Source organism: Psychrilyobacter atlanticus DSM 19335 (assembly GCF_000426625.1).
Lineage (GTDB): Bacteria > Fusobacteriota > Fusobacteriia > Fusobacteriales > Fusobacteriaceae > Psychrilyobacter > Psychrilyobacter atlanticus.
In genome coordinates this window covers 283,177-302,571 of record NZ_KE384548.1, presented here as the reverse complement: position 1 = coordinate 302,571, position 19,395 = coordinate 283,177, and the positions used below count along the sequence as shown (strand labels likewise).

Here is a 19,395-nt window from a genome sequence, read left to right as displayed (position 1 = left end):
AGGATGAAATGGAATTGAAAAAAACATCGTTAAATGAAGTGCATAAAAAACTAGGTGGGAAATTAGTAGATTTTGCAGGATGGGAACTACCTATTCAATTTGAAGGAATAAAAGCAGAACATTTAGCTGTTAGGGAAAGAGCCGGTCTCTTTGATGTGTCACATATGGGAGAAATTACTATTGATGGTTTAGAAGCTTTAAAATTTGTGGATTATTTAGTTGCCAATAATGCAAGTGTTCTGAATGAAAATCAAGTTATGTATACATTTATGTGCAATGAAAAAGGTGGAGTTGTAGATGACTTACTTGTCTATAAATATACCAACGAAAAGATATTATTGGTAGTAAATGCATCTAATATTGAAAAAGATTATAGATGGATAGAAGAAAAAGCCAAAGATTTTGATGTTGTAACAAAAGACATATCCAATGATGTCTCACAAATTGCAATCCAGGGACCTCAAGCTCAAGAGATCCTTCAAAAGGTTACAGGTATTGACTTAAATGAGATAAAATTTTTTACATTCAATTCTAAAGTCCTATTATCTGGAGTAGAATGCCTGGTTTCAAGAACTGGATATACTGGAGAAGATGGATTTGAAATATATCTAAATAATGATAAAGCTGCTTTTATTGTAGAAGAACTACTAAATGTTGGTGGAGAAGATCTTTCTCCTATAGGATTAGGTGCTAGAGACACACTTAGATTTGAAGCAGGATTACCACTATACGGGAATGAATTAAGAGACGATGTCACTCCTCTCGAATCAGGACTTGGTTTTTTTGTAAAGTTAGAGGCTGGAGATTTTATAGGAAAAGATATCCTCGTAGCACAAAAAAAAGAAGGTTTAAAAAGAAGAACTGCGGGATTTAAATTAATTGGAAAAGGTATTGCCAGGGGTGGCTATAAAGCCTTTGCTGATGGAAAAGAGATAGGAACTGTCACAACAGGCTATCAGCTTCCCGGACAAAAAGAAAGTATAGGTATTGCTCTTATAGATATAGATTACGCTAAAATAGGCAAAAATATTGAAATTGAAATCAGGAATAAACTTGTAGATGCAGAAGTAATCAGCAAAAAATTTTTAGAAAAAAAATACAAAAAATAAATAAAAAATATAGAGGAGGAATTAATCATGGAAAAATTACTTTATTCAAAAAATCACGAATGGATTAGGAAAGAGGGGAGTACAGCGTTTATCGGAATCACTGATCATGCACAGAAATCATTGGGAGAAATTGTGTATGTAGAACTTCCTGAAGTTGATGATGAATTTGAAATTGAAGAAGCTTTTGGTGTTATAGAATCTGTAAAAGCAGCTTCAGATTCATATATGCCTGTATCAGGAAAAATCATTGAAATTAATGAAGCTTTAGAAGACAGTCCTACTTTATTAAACGAAGATCCATATGGGGCTTGGATTATAAAAATCGAACTTTCAGACGAAGGAGAATTAGATTCATTATTAGATCTATCAGCATATAATGAATTATGTGAGGAGGATAATTAATGTATAGATATATACCTGCTACGGAGGACGACAGAAAAGAGATGTTAGGTGTAATTGGTATTAATAACGTTGATGAACTTTTTAATGATATCCCTAAAGATTTAAAGCAAAGTCAACCTTTAAATATTGGTGCACCTATGTCTGAAATAGAGTTGAAGAAAAGAATAGAGGAATTGGGTAATAAAAATTCATCAGATCTTATATGTTTTAGGGGAGCTGGGGCATACGATCACTATATTCCTGCAGCAGTTGATCACCTAATCAGCCGGTCTGAATTTTATACAGCGTATACACCATATCAACCCGAAATCAGTCAGGGAACATTACAGTGTATATTTGAATATCAAACTATGATAGCTAACTTAACCGGGATGTTCGCATCCAATGCTTCTATGTATGACGGTGCTACGTCAGCAGCAGAAGGAGCTATGGTAGCCGCAACTGTTACTAAAAGAAAAGAAATAGTTGTCTCAAAGAGTGTTAATCCTGAGACAAGAAAAGTTCTGAAAACATATTGTAAATTTAGAGATATCGAGGTAGTCGAGGTAGAACTAGATGAAGGTGTTACCTCTATTAAAGATTTAAAGGATAAAATTTCTGATAAAACAGCGGGAGTAATAGTACAAAGCCCTAATTTTTTTGGAATAATTGAAGACCTGGATGAAATCAGAGAAAACATCACAGATAAAAAAACAAAATATATTGTCTACACAGACCTTGTAGCAATGGGAATGCTTAAAACTCCTGGGGAATCCGGAGCAGATATTGTTGTTGGGGATGCCCAAAGTTTTAGCAGTGGACTTGCATATGGTGGACCTTATCTAGGATTTATGGCAATAACCAAAGAACTTATCAGAAAGATGCCAGGAAGGATAGTCGGAGAAAGTGTGGATCAAGATGGTAAAAGATCTTATGTCTTAACTCTCCAAGCAAGAGAACAACATATCAGAAGGTATAAAGCCACTTCTAATATTTGTTCAAACCATGCATTAAATGCTTTGGCAGCGACTATTTGTATGGGACTTCTAGGAAAAGTCGGATTAGAAAAAATGGCTGAACAATGTTATAAAAAATCTAATTACACATTGAGTAAAATCCTGGAAACAGGTAGATATAAATTAAAATTTAACAGACCTTTCTTCAAGGAATTCGTAATCGAGGGAGAGGAGTCTCCTGAAATTATCAATGAAAAATTATTAAAGAATGGTATTTTGGGTGGGTATCCTCTGGAAAAAGAATATCCAGAATTAAAAAATACATCTTTAGTTTGTACTACAGAAAAAAGAAGTAAATTAGAGATCGATAGTTTTGCTAAGAGGATGGGTGAGATATAGATGAGAGAATACAATAAACTTATATTTGAAATTTCTAAAAAAGGAAGATGTGGTTATTCACTGCCAGAATTTGAGGTAGAGAACTCTATTATTAACTTAGAAATACCAAAAAATTTACTAAAAACAAAGGATATAAAGTTACCAGAAGTAAGTGAAAATGGAGTAGTGAGACACTATACTCGTTTATCTAATAAAAACTTTGGATTAGATACGGGGTTCTATCCTTTGGGATCTTGTACTATGAAATACAACCCCAAAATAAATGAAGTGATCGCTCGAAATTCTAAGATGGTAAACCTCCATCCTTATCAACCTGAAGAAAGTGTACAAGGAGCTCTTGAAATGATGTATGAGGTAGAAACAGACCTAGCCGAAGTTGCTGGAATGGATCAGGTATCTCTTCAACCTGCTGCAGGTTCCCATGGAGAGATGACAGGACTTATGTTGATAAAAGCTTACCACGAGAAAAATGGTGATTTTAAAAGAAAAAATATAATACTTCCTGATTCTGCTCATGGAACAAACCCATCTTCAGCACAAATTGTAGGCTACAATGTAATTGAAATTAAATCCACACCAGAAGGTGATGTGGATGTTGAAGCTCTAAAAGAACATCTGAATGATGAACTGGCAGGATTCATGTTAACAAACCCAAGTACCCTTGGGATCTTTGAATCAAATATAAAAGAAATTTCAACACTTATACATGATGCTGGAGGATTGCTGTATTACGACGGAGCAAATATGAACGCAATAATGGGCAAAGCAAGACCTGGAGATATGGGATTTGATGTAATGCATTATAATTTACATAAAACTTTTTCTACTCCACATGGTGGAGGGGGTCCTGGATGTGGAGCAATAGGATTTAAAAATAAACTTGCCCCTTTTCAGCCTGTACCTGTTATAGAAAAAACAAATAACAAATATCACCTTAATTATGACAAACCTGATAGTATCGGTAAAGTTCGTAGTTTTTATGGGAATTATGGTGTTATTTTGAGAGCATATACATATATCTTGACAATGGGTGGAAGTGGTTTACAGACTGCAAGTGAAACTGCAGTTCTTAATGCAAACTATATGATGGCAAAATTAAAAGAGCATTACCCTATTGCAGTCGATAGAGTATGTAAGCATGAATTTGTATTAACAGAACCAGAACATGAAAAGATAACTACACTTGATATTGCAAAAAGGCTTTTAGATTTTGGATATCATCCACCAACAATTTATTTCCCTCTCATTGTAAAAGGAGCTATGATGATAGAACCTACAGAAACAGAGAGCAAAGAAACAATGGATGAGTTTATAGATGCTATGATCACTATAAAAAAAGAGATGAAAGAAGATCCTGAAGTTGTTCTATCAGCACCTAGAAACACACTAATCAAAAGAATTGACGAAGGAAAAGCTGCAAGAGATATAATTGTTACTCACTCTTGGTAAGATATAAATCTAAGATAATAATCAAAAAGGAGGAGAATTAATGAGTTTTTTAAATGGTAAACCGGCTAAAGAAGCTATAGAAGATAGCATATTAGAGTCTCTTCTTGAAAGAGATGGAAAAATGTGTGATACATGAGACAGAAATGCGGCATTATCTCTGGCATTTGGAGTAAAGTCTGAACTATCTCAGGATGAGGTAGAAGAAGTTAAAAATTATGTGAATGATTTAAAAGATGAAGAACTTTTACTTAACGATAAGATCAAAGTTCAATTTATAAAAGGAGATGTTAAAGAAAGAAAAAATAAAGCTCTTCTAATTTTTAGATATAAATATTTGGAGGGGTTATAATGGATAATAAACAACTTAGTTATATTGATAGAGAGGTCTTTGACCAAATAATCAATGAAAGAGAGAGACAAGAAAATGGAATTGAATTAATTGCCTCTGAGAATTTTGTATCTAAAGCTGTAATGGAAGCAGTTGGTTCGGAATTTACAAATAAATATGCTGAAGGATATTCGGGAAAAAGATACTACGGCGGGTGTGAACATGTAGATGTTGTGGAAAAACTTGCAATTGACAGATTAAAAAAACTCTTTGGTTGTAAATATGCAAATGTCCAGCCTCACTCTGGCTCCCAAGCTAATATGGCAGTATATATGGCTCTTCTAAACATAGGGGATAAAGTTTTAGGGATGGCTCTAGACCAAGGAGGACACCTTACCCATGGTCACTTTGTAAATTTTTCAGGTTCCCTCTATGATGTAGTTTCATATAAATTAACTGAAAAAGAGCAGATTATTGATTATAACAATATTAGAGAGATGGCTCTAAAAGAAAAACCAAAGTTGATTATAGCGGGAGCCAGCGCTTATTCAAGGGAAATAGATTTTAAAAAATTTAGAGAAATAGCCGATGAAGTAGGAGCATATCTTATGGTAGATATGGCACATATTGCAGGTCTTGTTGCTGCAGGTCTTCATAATAACCCTGTCCCATACGCTCATGTTGTTACATCTACAACTCATAAGACATTACGTGGACCTCGTGGAGGAATTATCCTTTCAAATGATGAAGATATTATGAAAAAAATTAATAAAACTATCTTCCCAGGTATTCAAGGGGGACCCCTAATGCACGTAATTGCAGGTAAAGCAGTGGCGTTTAAAGAAGCTCTTTCTGATGACTTTAAAGAATACCAAAAGCAGGTTGTTAAAAATGCAAAAGTATTTGGTGAGACTCTCGTAGAAAGAGGATTTAATTTAGTTTCTGGTGGGACGGATAATCATATGTTCCTTGTTGATCTACAAAATAAAGGGATCACGGGTAAAGAAGCCGAAAGAATACTTTTAGAATCAGATATCACTACAAACAAAAATGCCGTTCCAAATGATCCTCAAAAACCTTTTGTAACAAGCGGAATAAGAATAGGTACTCCTGCTGTAACTACTAGAGGGATGAAGGAAAAAGAGATGGTTAAGATTGCTAATATGGTTGCAGATATTATAGAAGGAAAATCTGAAAAAAACTATAGGAAAGAAGTTCAGGCCTTAGCAGCAGAATTTCCAATAAATAGATGATGAAAGATATAAGAGTTACAGACACAGGAAGAGTACCATATTTAAAATCTTATGAACTTCAAATGAAATTTTTTGACAACTTAATCTCTGATAAAGAAGTTTTGGGCCACCTTATTATAACAGAGCCTAACCCCACTATCACTAAGGGCATTAGAGGAGAAGATAGTGAGATTTTTATATCAAAAGAGGAACGAGAGGAAAAAGGAATTGAGCTTATTGATATTAGAAGAGGTGGAAAAGTAACTTTTCACGGTCCCGGTCAAATAGTTATCTATCCTATCCTGAATTTATCTCATTTTAAAAAAAGCATTAAATGGTATATTGAATCTTTAGAAGATGTTGTAATTTTAACATTGAAAGGATTGGGGGTAAAAGCTCATAAAAAAGAAGGTATTGTCGGTATTTTTACCGAGAAAGGAAAAATTTGTGCTGTAGGAGTGGAAGTTAAAAAATGGAGAACACTTCACGGTATTGCAATTAATCACGAAGTTGATCTGGACTATTTTAATAACATTAACCCTTGTGGTATAAGCAATTTAGGAGTTACTTCAATATTAAATGAAGGTAAGAAAATTACAAGAGAGGATATATTAGACCTCTTTAAATTAAATTTTTCTAAGGTATTTAATGTTTCTCTAAAAAATTAGAGTCTTTCGTTGCACAAAATAAGCACTAAAAAATACTCTTAGAATATTTTAAAAAGGACAACTAGACAATTTAAGTCTATTTGTCCTTTTTAGTTATGTAAAGGAAATATACGGAAATACTCTCCCATTTTTTTAATCTTTTTCTGTCAACCCAATACTTTTACAATATCTTTCGAAAGATTCACGGGATAATTTCTTATCGTAAGGTTCATTTGTCACGCAAAAATAATTCCCTGTAAATATACATGCTCCTAAAAAATTAAAGATAAGCATTAATTCATTTGTATTTTTTATGTTTTTTATACTGATGAGATTTTTAAAAATTTCCAGCATAAATTTATAATTTTTATTGATTTCTGTTTTAGTATCATCACTTATATAGCTAGAATTACTGAAATAATTTACAAACTTTTTTTCTTGAGGATTTTCAATTCCCCAAAGGATTAAATTATCCCATATTTTTTTTAATTTTTCTTTAGATTTATTTTCTTTATTGAAATCCCTTAAAATAAAATTTATTTGTTTTGTTTTTACCTCTTTAAATATTTCATTTATTAAAATATCTTTACTCTTAAAATAATTAAATAAGGTCCCTGTGGCAATCTTAGCTTCTTTTGCTATCAAACTTGTAGGTGTTCCATGAAAACCTCTTTCTACAAAAAGTTTTACAGCAGTATTTATTATTATTTTTCTTTTTTTATCCTTTATATTCATCTTTCCCCTTCTTTTGATTAAAATAAGAGCCTGTAAAACAAGCTCTTATTATTAAATTATTTTTTTTAGCCGTTCTTCCATAATATGCTGACAGATAGATCTCTTTAATATCTTCCGGTGATATATTTCTTGGATTTGTTAAAGTACAAGGATCATTAAATGCATTTGTAAATGCCATTCCAGAAAGTGATGATACATTATGCATAGCTCCTCTGGCTTTTATGACTTTTATGTCATTCCCATTCTTGTAACCTGTTTCAAGACTTTCAAAAACCATTTAAAATCCAAATTAATGATCTCCTCTTATTGTAATATTTATATATGTTATTCATCTTCCCTAAGATGTTCATATATATGATATATTTATCGTGATTGCTTTGTCAAGATGTTTTTTTCACTTTTATGATGAAATACTCTTTTTAAAAAGTTTTTTTCATTATTTTAATAATTTAAACATGCTTAATAATTAAAATCCACTCAATAACCATAAATTATTTTTTCTTATATATATATAATAGTAACGTTCTTGTTGTTTTATTAAATAACTTTAGAACCTCTTCAAATATTTATTTTCTTATACTTCTTTTTTTTCGATATTTAGTAAGGAATTATCCCTATAAAAGTTTTAATTTATTATAGATAAAAAAACTTTCAATATTAGTATCACTAATATTGAAAGCTCCTCCTTCATATTTCATTTGTAGCCCTATAAAATAATAATTTTTTATTTTATTTACCTTCAACATGATCATCATTATCTCTTAAAAAATAAACTTTTCCATCTTTACTTCTCTCTAAATACCCTATATCAATTAATTCTCTTCTTAAAAGACAACTATCCTTAAGAATAGACAGGTTATTCAGACATTTATTAACCTCACTTTCAGTGTATATTTTTTTAGGTTCAAAAAATGTTATTAAATATTTTAAAATTTGTACCTGTTTATTCCTTTTAGTAGGATAAAGTTTTAATAAACCATTTTTATCCAAAAAATTATTAACTTTTTTTTGATCGAACATATTGTGTTCCTCCTTATCTTCTAATTTTTTTTATGGTAACAAAAGTTCAAAACTTAATTTCTTTTCATTTAATATTCTCATAAAATTTATATTTTTAGTCTTAAAAAAAATCAGCTATTACAAATGATGAAATAAGTGATATACAGTACATTAATGTTACGAATAGTAATTTAAAGATTTTAATTATAATTTTAATCATCCCCTCTTATATCAAATTTAATAATTTAAGTTCTATTTTTTAGATCTTTATATTTTAAAGAAAAAAGAGAGCCCTAGCCCCCCCCATTTTCTTTTCTCAGTTTTCATTTATTGTTTTCATTTTCGACTCTCTCCCAAGGGTCACTTTAGTATATTATGTCGTTAAAATTAATTTGTCAAATTTAACAATATAAACATAAAATTTGGAATTTATAACCCCTTATTTTTCCAAAACAACTCTTTTTTTATTTTATTTATATAAAATTGCGATTTTATTGTATAATTTCACTACGATTAGGAGGGTTTATGAATAATAAAATATTTGAACTTATAAAAGAGCATAAAATTGGAATTAAAGAATTGGAGAATCCAAAAATGAGCCTGTCTCTACTGTACAAGATCAGAAGCGGAAAAACACCTTTAAAACCAAAACATCTACCATATTTAGTTATTTCACTTAATAAAATATTTAAAGAAAAAAATATAAATAAGATAATCACTACAGAAGACCTATATATTCCACCCCAGCAGGAGCTGGAACAATTAGTCAACAAAAGTCTTATAAATAAAAGTATCTATTCCACTGAAAAACAAGAAGAAATAAATAAGTTTGAACTAAAAAAAGAAGTTCATAGCTGCAGATACCGATATATTATAGCCAAACATAATCAGAGGACAGACAGGAAAGAAGAAGCTTTAAAGATCTACTATGACCTGTTAAATAATTTCTCCTGCTCTGATATTTTCTACTCTGTCTTAATTGAAATCATCAGACTGGAAAAATTAGAACTTACCTATGATATATATCTGAGATATAAAAAACAGATCGATATAGCTCCATATAAAACAAAGGCTCTCTTAGCTTACAATACCGGAGTTAACCTTTTAAGAACCGAAAAATGGAAGAAAGCTGTCCCATGTTTTGAGGTTCTTGTAAATATGCCAGAGATTACAAAACACTACTATCACTCATACAATAATCTGGGGATCTGTTGTCAAAACTTAGGCGAATATGACAAATCCATTGAATATTTTAAAAAAAGAGTCAGTGACCCATCAAATTATCATGATTTAGAAATTTGTTATATCAACATTATTTCCTGTGCCAGAGAGATGAAAAATGAAATACTGGTAAAGATTACTCTTAATAAACTCGAAAATATACTTAAAGAATTAAAAAATAAAATATTATATCAAACTTATTGGAATATAGGATTAGCTTATTTATATTTAGGAGAGCAAAAAAAAGCTATAAATGCATTTGAAAAAGAAATTTCACTTCCTATAAATTTTGACAATCCTCATTTTAACCCAATTAAATATCTAGATTCCATTAAACAACTTGTTTTACTCCATGATAGTCAGCCGTTAAAACAGCAGGGATTGATAAAAATAATTAGCAGAATACCAAAAAAAATGATGGATTATGATTTCTTGACATACATATTAAAATTCTATATAAATAATTCTTTAGAATATGAAGCCAGCCTTCTGATTCAGAAGATACCATTATAAATTTAAAGGAGGAATTTCAATGAAAACAAAATATTTAATTTTTTTAGGTGTCCTATTACTCTTTAGCATTACTTTTGCTAATAAAGATGACGGTCAGGGAAGAAGAGCTCCTAAAGTCCCAGCTAACATATCTGAAATCACATTTGAACTTAACTAAAAAAAGAACTCTTAAATCATATAGGTTTAAGGGTTCTTTTTTCTTTTTTCAAAACCTTAAAATACTTTAAATAGACAGACATTTTTTAAAAATTTCATTTCGTACATTTCCTAAACTTTAAAAAAAATTATGAAAAATTAAATAGCGTCAATTGGCGTTTATTTTAATAGCAAATTTATCTATAATTCAAATATAAAAATAATTTTAAAATTATTAAAGGTGATTGAAAGTCAAAATAAAAGAAACGCATGATGGAAATCAAAAGCAATGAATTTACAGAAAATAAATTATAAAAATTTAAATTAGAGAGGGTGAGTATTATGAAACAAATATCAAATGAAAGGGGAAACAGTTATGATTCTACTAATTATTAATGTTTTATTCCCATTATTTTTTACTATCTTGATAGGTTGGTATGCTGGAAAAAAAGAGATAGTTAAAGAAGAACACTCAAAATCACTGGTTGATTTTATAATCTTGTTAGCTACTCCAGCTCTATTATTTAATATGACTGTTACTAAACCTATAGAATCATTCCTTAATTTAAATGTAGTTGTAGTAATAAGTATAGGTTTATTATTGACATATATTAAAACGTATATCATATATCATTATAAATTTAAGAAACACCCTAAAGAAACTTCTCAAGCGTCACTCATGTCTGCTTTTCCAAATGCAGCTTTTATGGGAATTCCTATAATATCACATCTATATGGTGATGAAGGGATCTCTGTAGTTATTATAGGAAGTCTTCTTGTATTCCTTTTAGTAACTCCTATTACAATATTTTTAGTCGAGTATCACGATAATCCGAAGAGTGTTAGTTTTAAATCAATAGGTATACAGCTACTTAATTTAGCCAAAACTCCTGTTATTTTTGCTCCTATATTAGGGCTTATACTATCATTTTTCCACATTCCAATACCAGACTATATAACATCTAGTTTTAAGTTTTTAGGGGATACAGCCCCAGCTATTTCGTTATTTACTACTGGTCTTTTTATGGCTTATACTCAAATTTCTCTTTCATCTGAGGTAGTATTACTGATATTTATAAGAAATATTACTTCTCCATTAATATTTTACTTTGTGATAATAGGAATGGGGATTACTGGCAATTTATTCAATGAAATTCTTATTGTTTCAGCTATGCCTACAGCTTCGACTGCACCTATATTTTCAGCTAAATTTGAAACCTATGAAAAGGAAACGGCTGCAGTTACCGTTTTAGGAACGATAGTATCTATCTTTACAATTGGAGGTTTAATTTTCTTAATTGGTTGATATTAACTTATATAGAATAAAAAAATTATAAGAACAAAAAAAATTCTCTTTCTCAATGATAAAACAAAAATCCCCCCTTCTGACTGTGTGACTATTACAGCTAAAATATGTTATAATTATAGATATTTATTATCTTAATGATAATTTATTAAGAAGGAGGATAATATTATGACTGTAGCAGATATACTACATAAAATTAATTTTGAAGAACTTATAGGAACTAAATTTGAAGATCTTATCTCGATTGAAAAACTGCCTAAAGGAACTTCTATTTTTTACGAACGATTTAAAAAATTTAATACATATTTTTTAATAAAAGGTAAAACTCAGCATATAATATATACTCCTGAAGGTGGAGAATTTTATAGAGATTTTTTTGAAGGTGATATTCCAGGGTTAAGTTTTTCTCTTTCCAACAGAAATACACCAGAACGATTTAGGCCTTTTGATGTAGACGTTATCGTTAAAGAAGATTCAATAATTGCTTATCTACCCCTTGAAAAAACTCTAGATTTAGAATTTAAAGGTAAAGCCGCAGTTCTTGAAAAAATTATAACCATAGGAGTAGAAGATCACTTTAAAGAATTTAATCACCTTCTGCTTAAAAGTATCTATTCAGATGAAGAGTTTTTCATAAAGTATTTAGAAAATCATAAAGTATTAAATATAGGAACCTCCAAAGAAATTTCAGAGCATCTCAACATAAATTTGAGAACACTCCAAAGGTTATTAAAAAAGCTGATAGAAGAAAAAGTTATAGAAAAGACAGGAACTAAGATATTTATAAAAGATCAATTTAAACTAGATAAATATAAGAAAAAATTTGAAAAGTAGGGATATGTAATCCCCTACTTTTTTTTTGTAAAAAAATCAAAGTAACGACGTTTGGCGTGGAGACCGTAATCAATTTATTCTATAATAAGAGCATAAAAAGTAGAGGTTATTATTCTCTACTTTTTAAAATTTTGATATAAAAATCATTCTAACGACACTTGACGTGTCATTTAAAATTTTATTATTTTATAATGGTTACATAAAAGAAATATCAACAAAACATTTAAAAATGTTTTAAGAAACATAACACAGAAGAGAAACATTTGTAAAAAAATATTATCAATTGAATTTTGCACATCATGAGGAGATGTAAAAAAGAACTATAATTTTACGACAACTGACGTGTAGTTCGAAATGGAATTAATTTATAATGTATATATAAAAGAAATGAAAATAAGAGGAGTGTAATTATGAAAAAATTATTTGAAGAAAATATTTTAGCAGGTAAGAAATTAAAAAACAGAGTAATCATGGCACCAATGACTAGAGCTCGTGCAAGTCAGCCTGGAGATACAGCAAATGATATGATGGCTGAATACTATGGTCAAAGAGCCAGTGCAGGAATGATTATATCAGAAGCTACTCAAATATCTACACAAGGGAAAGGATATTCTTTCACTCCCGGAATCTACTCACCAGAACAAGTAGAAGGATGGAAGAGGGTAACAAAATCTATCCATGCTAATGATGGTGTTACATTTGCTCAATTATGGCATGTAGGAAGAATGTCTCATCCATATTTTCATAATGGAGAAAGAACTGTAGGTCCATCTGAAGTAGATTTTGATTCACAAATTTGGATGTGGAAAGAGGGAGAAGACGCTGGTAAAATGGTAGATTGTCCTAAGCCTAGAGCCCTTGAAACAGAAGAGATAAAAGAGATTGTCAGAGATTATGCTAAAGCTGCAAAAAATGCTGTAGATGCAGGATTTGATGGTATTGAGATCCATGGTGGAAATGGTTATCTTATAGATCAATTCTTAAGAACACCTTCTAATGTAAGAACAGATGAATATGGTGGTTCTTTGGAAAATAGAACTAAATTTGCAAAAGAAATTTTAAAAGCTACAGCAGATGAGATTGGAGCAGATAAAGTTGGAATTAAATTAGCGCCATTTATTACATACCGTGGAATGGACTGTCCATATACTTTAGATGCTATCTTAGATGTTGCAAAATATTGCCAAGAACTAAATATAGAGTATATCCACTTAAGTGAAGCTGATTGGGATGAAGCACCTGCAGTTCCAGAAAGTTTTAGAGTAGAGCTTAGAAAAGTATTCAAGAATAAAATAATTGTAGCAGGAAACTATACAAAGGAAAGAGGAGAAGAGTTATTGGAAAAAGATTATGCAGATCTAATTGCATTTGGAAGACCATTTATCTCTAACCCTAACTTACCACATAAACTAGAAAATAACTTACCATTGATGCCTTTAGATCCAACAACTTTATTTGGTGGAGATGAAAAAGGGTATTTAGATTATCAAGGTTAATAACTAAAAAAATCATTTAGAACAAATCAACTATGAGGTGAAATAATGGAATCTATATTAAAAAACAGAAAACAATTTCTAGAAAAAATAGAAAAAACTAATAATGGAGATAAAATTATACTAGGTATTATAGATTTATCTTTCCATAGAGTTACTGGAGCTTTAATAACTTATATTCTGAATAAAATGGGATATGAAGTTGAAAGAAGATATGCTCCCCATGAAGAAAATTTTAAAAGATTAAAGCACGGAGGAATCGACATGTTATCTTCTGCTTGGATCCCATCAAGTCATGGAGGATATAAAGCCGATGTAGAAAGTCTTACACCTGTGATTGAACTAGGAAATCACTACTCTCCCTACGCACTTTGGGGAGTTCCAGATTATATCCCAGAAGATATGCTCAAAACTATCGATGACTTAAAAAAGCCTGAAGTATTAGAAAAAATGAATAAAAATATCCAGGGAATTAATATCGGTGCTGGAATTACAAGATTTTCTATTAAGATGATGGAAGAATATGGTCTAAGCGATGCTGGTTATGAATTTAAAATTGGAAATCAGGATTTATGTGTTGAAGCCTTTGAAAAAGGTGTAGCTAAGAAAGAATGGCTAGTAGTTCCATTATGGCAGCCTCAATTTTTACAGCATAAATTTAAAATTAGAGATTTAGAAGAGCCAAAAGGTCTTCTTGGAGTTACAGATAAAGCTTTATTATTAATATCTGAAAAAAAAGCTAAAAATACTTTTATAAAAGAAGAATTAGAAATTTTAGATAAAGTAATCTTATCTAATGAAATTATTTCAGAACTTGATTATATGTATTGTAGAGGAAATCTAAGTGAAGATGAAGCTGTAAAAAAATGGTTTGAAAATTAGAATGCAGTTTTCTAGTTAAATTTTATTAAGTAATCGTCAAAGTTATTAATTAGTATATTTTAAATGTTATATTTTTTTTACTAAGGAGGAATAAATTATGAGATCCAAAAGTCAATTAGATTTTCAATATGCACACAGATTTTTAGGATATGAAGGTGAAGCTCAATATCTTCATGGACATACAGGAACTTTACTTATCGAAGTAGAAGGAGAGGTTGATCCTAGAACTGGATTTGCATTTCCGTGTAACAAGATTAAAAATATTGCTTGGGAATATTTAAAAAACTTTGACCATGCTTTAATTTTACAAGAAGAAGATGGGTTACTACAACATATATTAGAGGTATATAAAGAGCAAGGAATCAATGATGGAGATAAGGATAACACAACTTTAGGTCTTCCTATAGATAATGAATTAGCTAAATCATATCCTGAAAAGAGACTAGTAGTAGTAAAGAAAGTAGCTACTTGCGAAAACTTACTAGAAATTTTCTACTCATTATTAAAAGATCACTACAATATCAAAAGATTAGAAGTAACATCTGGAGATAATGCAGCATACAGAGAGTTTTAAACAAATTTAATTAAGATCCAACCATTTTTTATAAATAGCTTCTTAGTATCATAGAGATAATGATATTAAGAAGCTTTATATATTAACTAAATAAAAGCAGGAGATGAAAATGAAAGATCAACTATTAAAAGCCAGAACACATAGACGATATCAAAATAAAAAAGTAGATATAGAGATAGTTAGAAACATTATAAAGGGTGCTAAAAATTCTCCTAGTGCATTTAATATGCAACTTAGTAGATATATTATCGTCAATGAAGATATGGAATTAAAAGATAAATTATTTAAACTTACTAACCTTCCTACATTTCACGAGGTAGAAGAGCAACATAAACCAGCAGGTTATATTATTGTAGTAGTTGAAAAATCAAGGATAAAAAATAGAGATACTCTAAGTTTTGACCAAGGGATAGTCTACCAGAGTATAAATTTGATGATGAATGAATATGGTATGAGAAATGTATGTTTGTTTTCACCAAATAAAAACAAAATACAAGAGTTATTAAAACTAGGTATTAATAAGTATGAAGTTTCTTATGCCATAGGATATGGACACCCTCTTACTAAAAAAAGAAATGTAGTAGAGACAGAAGATATCTCTGCTTGGAAGTATTTTAAAGATGAGAGTGGAATTTATAATGTTCCTAAACTTACTCTAGAAACTTTAATAATCGATGAAAAATAAATTTTAATACTTATAAATCAAAAGATAGCCAAAATAATTGAGAATATATATATTCTCAATTTAAGATTATAGCTAAAGAGTATTAGATATATTATTTTCCTCCCTAATCTGGGAGGTTTTTTTATGAAGTTAAAAATAAATAAGGGGGATATCGATAAGTAAACATCCAAATTCGAATAAAATAATACCAATAAAAAGGGATAATTATAATTGAATATCTTTTTATTTAATATTTTATGTTTTCTCTCTACTATTTTTTAATTAATTGTCATATAGTTTTTGATTTTATCGCATCTACTCCAATAAACAAAAACTCTCCTAGCTATATGGTTATTATAGCTGGGAGAGCTTATTTTATATCTCAATTATGCATCTTGCTTTGTATCTGTAATTACAACTTCTCTTAAAGAAACCGATTGAGGCAATTCATAGGCATATTTTATTGTTTTTGCTACATCATTTGCTGTGATATTTATAGCTCCTACTGCCTCTTTCCAAGCTTCGTATCCATTGACAATATCTTTATCTGTAGTATGTCCCAATAATTCAGTTGTTACTGCTCCTGGACAAATAGACAACACTCTTACATTATAAGAAGACATCTCTTGTCTCGCTACTTCAGTAAGACCTGTCACGCCATATTTGGTTGCACAATAAGCAGCATGACCACCAAATGGTTTTAATCCTGCTATTGAAGATAGATTAATTATTGTTCCAAATTTTCTTTCTTTCATATCCTTCATTACTATCTGCATTCCATTCATTACCCCCATTACATTTACATTTAACATAGTTTGCCATTCACTCGCATCTTGAGTTGCTATATCTCCCAATAACATCATTCCAGCATTATTTATTATTAAATCTGTTTTCCCATATTTAGCTTCAGCTTCTCTTATTGCATTTTCAAATGAAACTTTATCAGTTACATCTACTTTTCTACATATTGTATTTGGTAAATTAAGTGCCTCCATTTTTCCCACCCTTCTTGCTAATAACAACATTGGATATCCATCTTTTGAGAATTCCTTTGCCAGTTCCATTCCAAATCCGCTGCTTGCTCCTGTTATTACTACTAATTTTTTCATTAAATTTCCTCCTAAAGTTTTATTATGAAATTAGTATATATCTTAAACCATGGTTTAATGCAAACCTTTTTTTATTTTTAACTAAAAAAATTCAAAGTAACGACATTTGGCGTGTAATTTAAAATCAAATTAATTTACAATGTATACATAAAAGTAAGAAGAACAAAAACTACTAAATGGCCTGTCAAAAAATATCACATAAAAAATAGTAACTTTTATAGGTAATAAATTATTACCGTTATTTTTTAGATGTTAAAATTTGTAGTGTATTAAATTTATTTATAAAAGGAGAGAAAAAATGAAAAACTACCATTTCAAGTATGGATACTGACACTTGCAGCATTTGCAATAGGAACAGCGGAATTTATAATTGCAGGAGTATTAAAAGATGTAGCTGCAGCATTTTCAATAACAGAAGGGGCTGCAGGAAACTTTATAGGTTATTACGCATTAGCAATAGTTATTGGAGGACCTATACTCACACTTTGGTTATCTAGATATGATAAAAAGATAGTTTTGATTGGATTAATTGGATTATTTATAGCGGGGAATCTAATTTGTGCCTTTGCACCAACTTATCATATGATGCTTTTAGGTAGAGTCATATCAGGATTAACTCAAGGTCCTTTCTATGGAATAGGAGCAGTTATTGCCACAGAATTGGTTACAAAAGAACAAAACGGAAGAGCAATAGGTCAAATGTTTGCCGGATTAACACTAGCAAATGTTTTAGGAGTTCCTGGAGGAACTTTTATAGCTCAAAACTTTAGTTGGGATACAACATTTGTAGTGGTTGCATTTCTTGGATTAATAACAATGATCAGTATAATAATTTTTATAAAAGATCTAAAAGAAAATCAAACAGAAAATAGTATTATCTCCCAATTGAGTGTATTTAAAAATCCTAGATTAATAGGAAGTCTTTTAAGCACAGTACTAGTTTGGACAGGGTTTATGAGTGTTTACGGTTATTTAGCTCCACTATCACTTGATGTAGCAGGAATATCTAAGCATCTATTAACTCCACTTCTTATCCTTGTAGGGTTCGGTCTTTTAGTTGGGAATAACTTTGGAGGTAAAGCAGCAGATAAAGATCTTGATAGATCACTTATAGTTGGTGCTGTATTCATGATAGTTAGTATGATTATTTTAGGATTTGTAGATACAAATTATTATTTATTCTGGATATTTGCATTTATCTTTGGTATAGGAACTTTCTTTAATGTTCCATCAATGCAAATGAATGTAATGAGATATGGAGCCAAAGCCCCAGAACTAGCAGGTACTGCAAATATATCAGCCTTTAATATAGCTAATTTTTTAGGAGCCTCAATAGGTGGATATATATTAGATAGTCAGTCTATAGGAGCATCTGCAATTCCATTTTATGGAGCAATAATACCAACGATTGGTTTAGTATTTACATTTATCGCAATAAAAGTTAACAAAAATAAAGTTGTTGTAGCTTAATTTAAACTAAATGTAAAATTAAAAGAAGTGTAATTTATGAAAAATTATTTGAAGAAAATACTTTAACAGGAAACTATATAAAGAGGAGAAGAATTGTTAGAAAAAGGGTATATTGATTATAAATGAAATTAATAAAGGAGATAATCATTTTGATTATCTCTTTTATTATATTTTTTATGAACTTTTATTTTTATAGACCTCCTTCTTTCAATTCTAATTTTTGTATTCTCTCTATAGCTTAAAATAATAATCTTTCCTCTCATTCAAAAGTTGTCGCGGCGACATTTTTTCATATTTTTTCTCCTCTATTTCAAACAATTTTTTCTTGATTATGATAAAATTTATTTATACTAAATTATTTATACTAAACTTAATACCGTTTTTGAAAAAAGGAGAATCACATGTTAGAAAATTTAAAACTGTCGCTGATTACAGGAATTTCCATATTAACTGCCCTGTCTATAGGAACTCTCCTACATATAAACTCTTTATTTTATGCTTGTATTGCAGCAGTGGTAGTATCCCAATCCTGCCATAAAAAAGTTATTCAATTAGGTATAAAAAGACTTTATGGAACAATTATAGGAGCCCTTATGGGTCTATTTTTTTATCATTATCTTCCTCATTCAAATTATATCTATGCCTTGGGTGCATTTCTGGTAGTTTTCATCTGCTCTAATTTTTTAAAAGCCCCCTCAAATATGGCAGGAATAGTCTTTTTAGCTATTTCTATAAATTTAGGAGGAATTTCTAGTTCTTTTTATGCTTTTCACAGGATAATAGATACCGGAGTTGGCATCATCTCCACAGTCTTTATAACTGTTATCTTTACATTTTTAGAAGATAAATTTAAAAAATAACCCTCTCATAAAAAGTTTAATAATTCGTTTCTATAAAATAATAATTGACATTACCATTCAAAGAATATATTATTAATGAATGAAGTATTTAGTATATAT

At 30.0% G+C, this 19,395-nt stretch carries 21 protein-coding genes; 17 read left to right on the top strand and 4 right to left on the bottom strand.

Annotated elements, in window-relative coordinates; all coding sequences use genetic code 11:
- Window positions 1–8 precede the first annotated feature (8 nt).
- The 7 genes from gcvT (at window position 9) to lipB (ending at window position 6,522) form a co-directional block, all read left to right on the top strand.
- Window positions 9–1,109 (top strand): glycine cleavage system aminomethyltransferase GcvT, encoded by a 1,101-nt coding sequence (gene gcvT, locus K337_RS0113225; RefSeq protein ID WP_028857019.1) that lies wholly within the window; start codon window positions 9–11, stop codon window positions 1,107–1,109.
- Window positions 1,110–1,136: 27 nt separating this feature from the next.
- The gene (gene gcvH, locus K337_RS0113220; RefSeq protein ID WP_037029919.1) at window positions 1,137–1,511 is read left to right on the top strand and encodes a glycine cleavage system protein GcvH; all 375 of its coding nucleotides are present in this window, start codon (window positions 1,137–1,139) and stop codon (window positions 1,509–1,511) included.
- Window positions 1,511–2,845: an aminomethyl-transferring glycine dehydrogenase subunit GcvPA gene (gene gcvPA, locus K337_RS0113215; RefSeq protein ID WP_028857017.1), complete on the top strand. Its 1,335-nt coding sequence runs from the start codon at window positions 1,511–1,513 to the stop codon at window positions 2,843–2,845. The genes gcvH and gcvPA overlap by 1 nt, the downstream gene beginning before the upstream one ends.
- A complete protein-coding gene (gene gcvPB, locus K337_RS0113210; RefSeq protein ID WP_028857016.1) occupies window positions 2,846–4,294 on the top strand; it encodes an aminomethyl-transferring glycine dehydrogenase subunit GcvPB in 1,449 nt (482 codons plus the stop codon).
- 217 nt (window positions 4,295–4,511) lie between these two features.
- Window positions 4,512–4,643: a hypothetical protein gene (locus K337_RS20400; RefSeq protein ID WP_281168337.1), complete on the top strand. Its 132-nt coding sequence runs from the start codon at window positions 4,512–4,514 to the stop codon at window positions 4,641–4,643.
- Window positions 4,643–5,875, top strand: coding sequence for a serine hydroxymethyltransferase (gene glyA / locus K337_RS0113195; RefSeq protein WP_028857015.1), 1,233 nt, complete (start codon window positions 4,643–4,645; stop codon window positions 5,873–5,875). Before K337_RS20400 ends, glyA begins: the two co-directional genes overlap by 1 nt.
- A complete protein-coding gene (gene lipB, locus K337_RS18545) occupies window positions 5,872–6,522 on the top strand; it encodes a lipoyl(octanoyl) transferase LipB (protein ID WP_051251784.1) in 651 nt (216 codons plus the stop codon). The genes glyA and lipB overlap by 4 nt, the downstream gene beginning before the upstream one ends.
- A 132-nt stretch (window positions 6,523–6,654) precedes the next feature.
- Here the strand turns inward: lipB and K337_RS18540 are convergent, their stop codons facing one another.
- The 3 genes from K337_RS18540 to K337_RS18535 all read right to left on the bottom strand — a co-directional run bounded on the left by K337_RS18540 (window position 6,655) and on the right by K337_RS18535 (window position 8,256).
- Window positions 6,655–7,236 (bottom strand): TetR/AcrR family transcriptional regulator, encoded by a 582-nt coding sequence (locus K337_RS18540; protein WP_051251783.1) that lies wholly within the window; start codon window positions 7,234–7,236, stop codon window positions 6,655–6,657.
- On the bottom strand, window positions 7,220–7,513 hold the full coding sequence (locus K337_RS0113180) for a hypothetical protein (RefSeq protein ID WP_028857014.1): 294 nt from the start codon (window positions 7,511–7,513) through the stop codon (window positions 7,220–7,222). Before K337_RS0113180 ends, K337_RS18540 begins: the two co-directional genes overlap by 17 nt.
- Before the next feature lie 452 nt (window positions 7,514–7,965).
- On the bottom strand, window positions 7,966–8,256 hold the full coding sequence (locus K337_RS18535) for a DUF2087 domain-containing protein (protein WP_051251782.1): 291 nt from the start codon (window positions 8,254–8,256) through the stop codon (window positions 7,966–7,968).
- Window positions 8,257–8,760: 504 nt separating this feature from the next.
- Here K337_RS18535 and K337_RS0113165 point away from each other — a divergent pair.
- From K337_RS0113165 to K337_RS0113130, 8 genes are all read left to right on the top strand, one after another.
- The gene (locus tag K337_RS0113165) at window positions 8,761–9,969 is read left to right on the top strand and encodes a tetratricopeptide repeat protein (protein ID WP_028857013.1); all 1,209 of its coding nucleotides are present in this window, start codon (window positions 8,761–8,763) and stop codon (window positions 9,967–9,969) included.
- Window positions 9,970–9,988: 19 nt separating this feature from the next.
- Window positions 9,989–10,126 (top strand): hypothetical protein, encoded by a 138-nt coding sequence (locus K337_RS19930; protein WP_156877379.1) that lies wholly within the window; start codon window positions 9,989–9,991, stop codon window positions 10,124–10,126.
- Window positions 10,127–10,480: 354 nt separating this feature from the next.
- Entirely contained in the window at window positions 10,481–11,410 is a 930-nt protein-coding gene (locus K337_RS0113155) for an AEC family transporter (protein WP_028857012.1), read from the top strand.
- 168 nt (window positions 11,411–11,578) lie between these two features.
- Complete coding sequence (locus K337_RS0113150) at window positions 11,579–12,244, top strand: Crp/Fnr family transcriptional regulator (RefSeq protein WP_028857011.1); 666 nt, start codon at window positions 11,579–11,581, stop codon at window positions 12,242–12,244.
- A 410-nt stretch (window positions 12,245–12,654) separates the two neighbouring features.
- The gene (locus K337_RS0113145; protein ID WP_028857010.1) at window positions 12,655–13,740 is read left to right on the top strand and encodes an alkene reductase; all 1,086 of its coding nucleotides are present in this window, start codon (window positions 12,655–12,657) and stop codon (window positions 13,738–13,740) included.
- 45 nt (window positions 13,741–13,785) lie between these two features.
- Entirely contained in the window at window positions 13,786–14,619 is an 834-nt protein-coding gene (locus tag K337_RS0113140; protein ID WP_084140895.1) for a glycine betaine ABC transporter substrate-binding protein, read from the top strand.
- Between the two features lie 97 nt (window positions 14,620–14,716).
- Window positions 14,717–15,193 carry a 6-pyruvoyl trahydropterin synthase family protein gene (locus K337_RS0113135; RefSeq protein WP_028857008.1) on the top strand — a complete coding sequence of 159 codons (477 nt, stop codon included), beginning with the start codon at window positions 14,717–14,719 and terminating at the stop codon, window positions 15,191–15,193.
- Window positions 15,194–15,302: 109 nt separating this feature from the next.
- Window positions 15,303–15,878: a nitroreductase family protein gene (locus tag K337_RS0113130; RefSeq protein ID WP_028857007.1), complete on the top strand. Its 576-nt coding sequence runs from the start codon at window positions 15,303–15,305 to the stop codon at window positions 15,876–15,878.
- Between the two features lie 365 nt (window positions 15,879–16,243).
- On the opposite strand, the gene K337_RS0113125 is transcribed toward K337_RS0113130, so the two are convergent.
- On the bottom strand, window positions 16,244–16,966 hold the full coding sequence (locus tag K337_RS0113125; RefSeq protein ID WP_028857006.1) for an SDR family oxidoreductase: 723 nt from the start codon (window positions 16,964–16,966) through the stop codon (window positions 16,244–16,246).
- Between the two features lie 324 nt (window positions 16,967–17,290).
- On the opposite strand from K337_RS0113125, the gene K337_RS0113120 reads away from it, so the two are divergent.
- Window positions 17,291–18,436 carry an MFS transporter gene (locus tag K337_RS0113120; protein WP_028857005.1) on the top strand — a complete coding sequence of 382 codons (1,146 nt, stop codon included), beginning with the start codon at window positions 17,291–17,293 and terminating at the stop codon, window positions 18,434–18,436.
- 401 nt (window positions 18,437–18,837) lie between these two features.
- Window positions 18,838–19,296, top strand: coding sequence for an FUSC family protein (locus K337_RS0113115; RefSeq protein WP_028857004.1), 459 nt, complete (start codon window positions 18,838–18,840; stop codon window positions 19,294–19,296).
- Window positions 19,297–19,395 lie beyond the last annotated feature (99 nt).

Bases quoted from the DNA above. Each gene is read 5' to 3' on its own strand.
- gcvT (WP_028857019.1), top strand. From the start codon at position 9: ATGGAATTGAAAAAAACATCGTTAAATGAAGTGCATAAAAAACTAGGT.
- gcvH (WP_037029919.1), top strand. From the start codon at position 1,137: ATGGAAAAATTACTTTATTCAAAAAATCACGAATGGATTAGGAAAGAG.
- gcvPA (WP_028857017.1), top strand. From the start codon at position 1,511: ATGTATAGATATATACCTGCTACGGAGGACGACAGAAAAGAGATGTTA.
- gcvPB (WP_028857016.1), top strand. From the start codon at position 2,846: ATGAGAGAATACAATAAACTTATATTTGAAATTTCTAAAAAAGGAAGA.
- glyA (WP_028857015.1), top strand. From the start codon at position 4,643: ATGGATAATAAACAACTTAGTTATATTGATAGAGAGGTCTTTGACCAA.
- lipB (WP_051251784.1), top strand. From the start codon at position 5,872: ATGATGAAAGATATAAGAGTTACAGACACAGGAAGAGTACCATATTTA.
- K337_RS18540 (WP_051251783.1), bottom strand. From the start codon at position 7,236: ATGAATATAAAGGATAAAAAAAGAAAAATAATAATAAATACTGCTGTA.
- K337_RS0113180 (WP_028857014.1), bottom strand. From the start codon at position 7,513: ATGGTTTTTGAAAGTCTTGAAACAGGTTACAAGAATGGGAATGACATA.
- K337_RS18535 (WP_051251782.1), bottom strand. From the start codon at position 8,256: ATGTTCGATCAAAAAAAAGTTAATAATTTTTTGGATAAAAATGGTTTA.
- K337_RS0113165 (WP_028857013.1), top strand. From the start codon at position 8,761: ATGAATAATAAAATATTTGAACTTATAAAAGAGCATAAAATTGGAATT.
- K337_RS19930 (WP_156877379.1), top strand. From the start codon at position 9,989: ATGAAAACAAAATATTTAATTTTTTTAGGTGTCCTATTACTCTTTAGC.
- K337_RS0113155 (WP_028857012.1), top strand. From the start codon at position 10,481: ATGATTCTACTAATTATTAATGTTTTATTCCCATTATTTTTTACTATC.
- K337_RS0113150 (WP_028857011.1), top strand. From the start codon at position 11,579: ATGACTGTAGCAGATATACTACATAAAATTAATTTTGAAGAACTTATA.
- K337_RS0113145 (WP_028857010.1), top strand. From the start codon at position 12,655: ATGAAAAAATTATTTGAAGAAAATATTTTAGCAGGTAAGAAATTAAAA.
- K337_RS0113140 (WP_084140895.1), top strand. From the start codon at position 13,786: ATGGAATCTATATTAAAAAACAGAAAACAATTTCTAGAAAAAATAGAA.
- K337_RS0113135 (WP_028857008.1), top strand. From the start codon at position 14,717: ATGAGATCCAAAAGTCAATTAGATTTTCAATATGCACACAGATTTTTA.
- K337_RS0113130 (WP_028857007.1), top strand. From the start codon at position 15,303: ATGAAAGATCAACTATTAAAAGCCAGAACACATAGACGATATCAAAAT.
- K337_RS0113125 (WP_028857006.1), bottom strand. From the start codon at position 16,966: ATGAAAAAATTAGTAGTAATAACAGGAGCAAGCAGCGGATTTGGAATG.
- K337_RS0113115 (WP_028857004.1), top strand. From the start codon at position 18,838: ATGTTAGAAAATTTAAAACTGTCGCTGATTACAGGAATTTCCATATTA.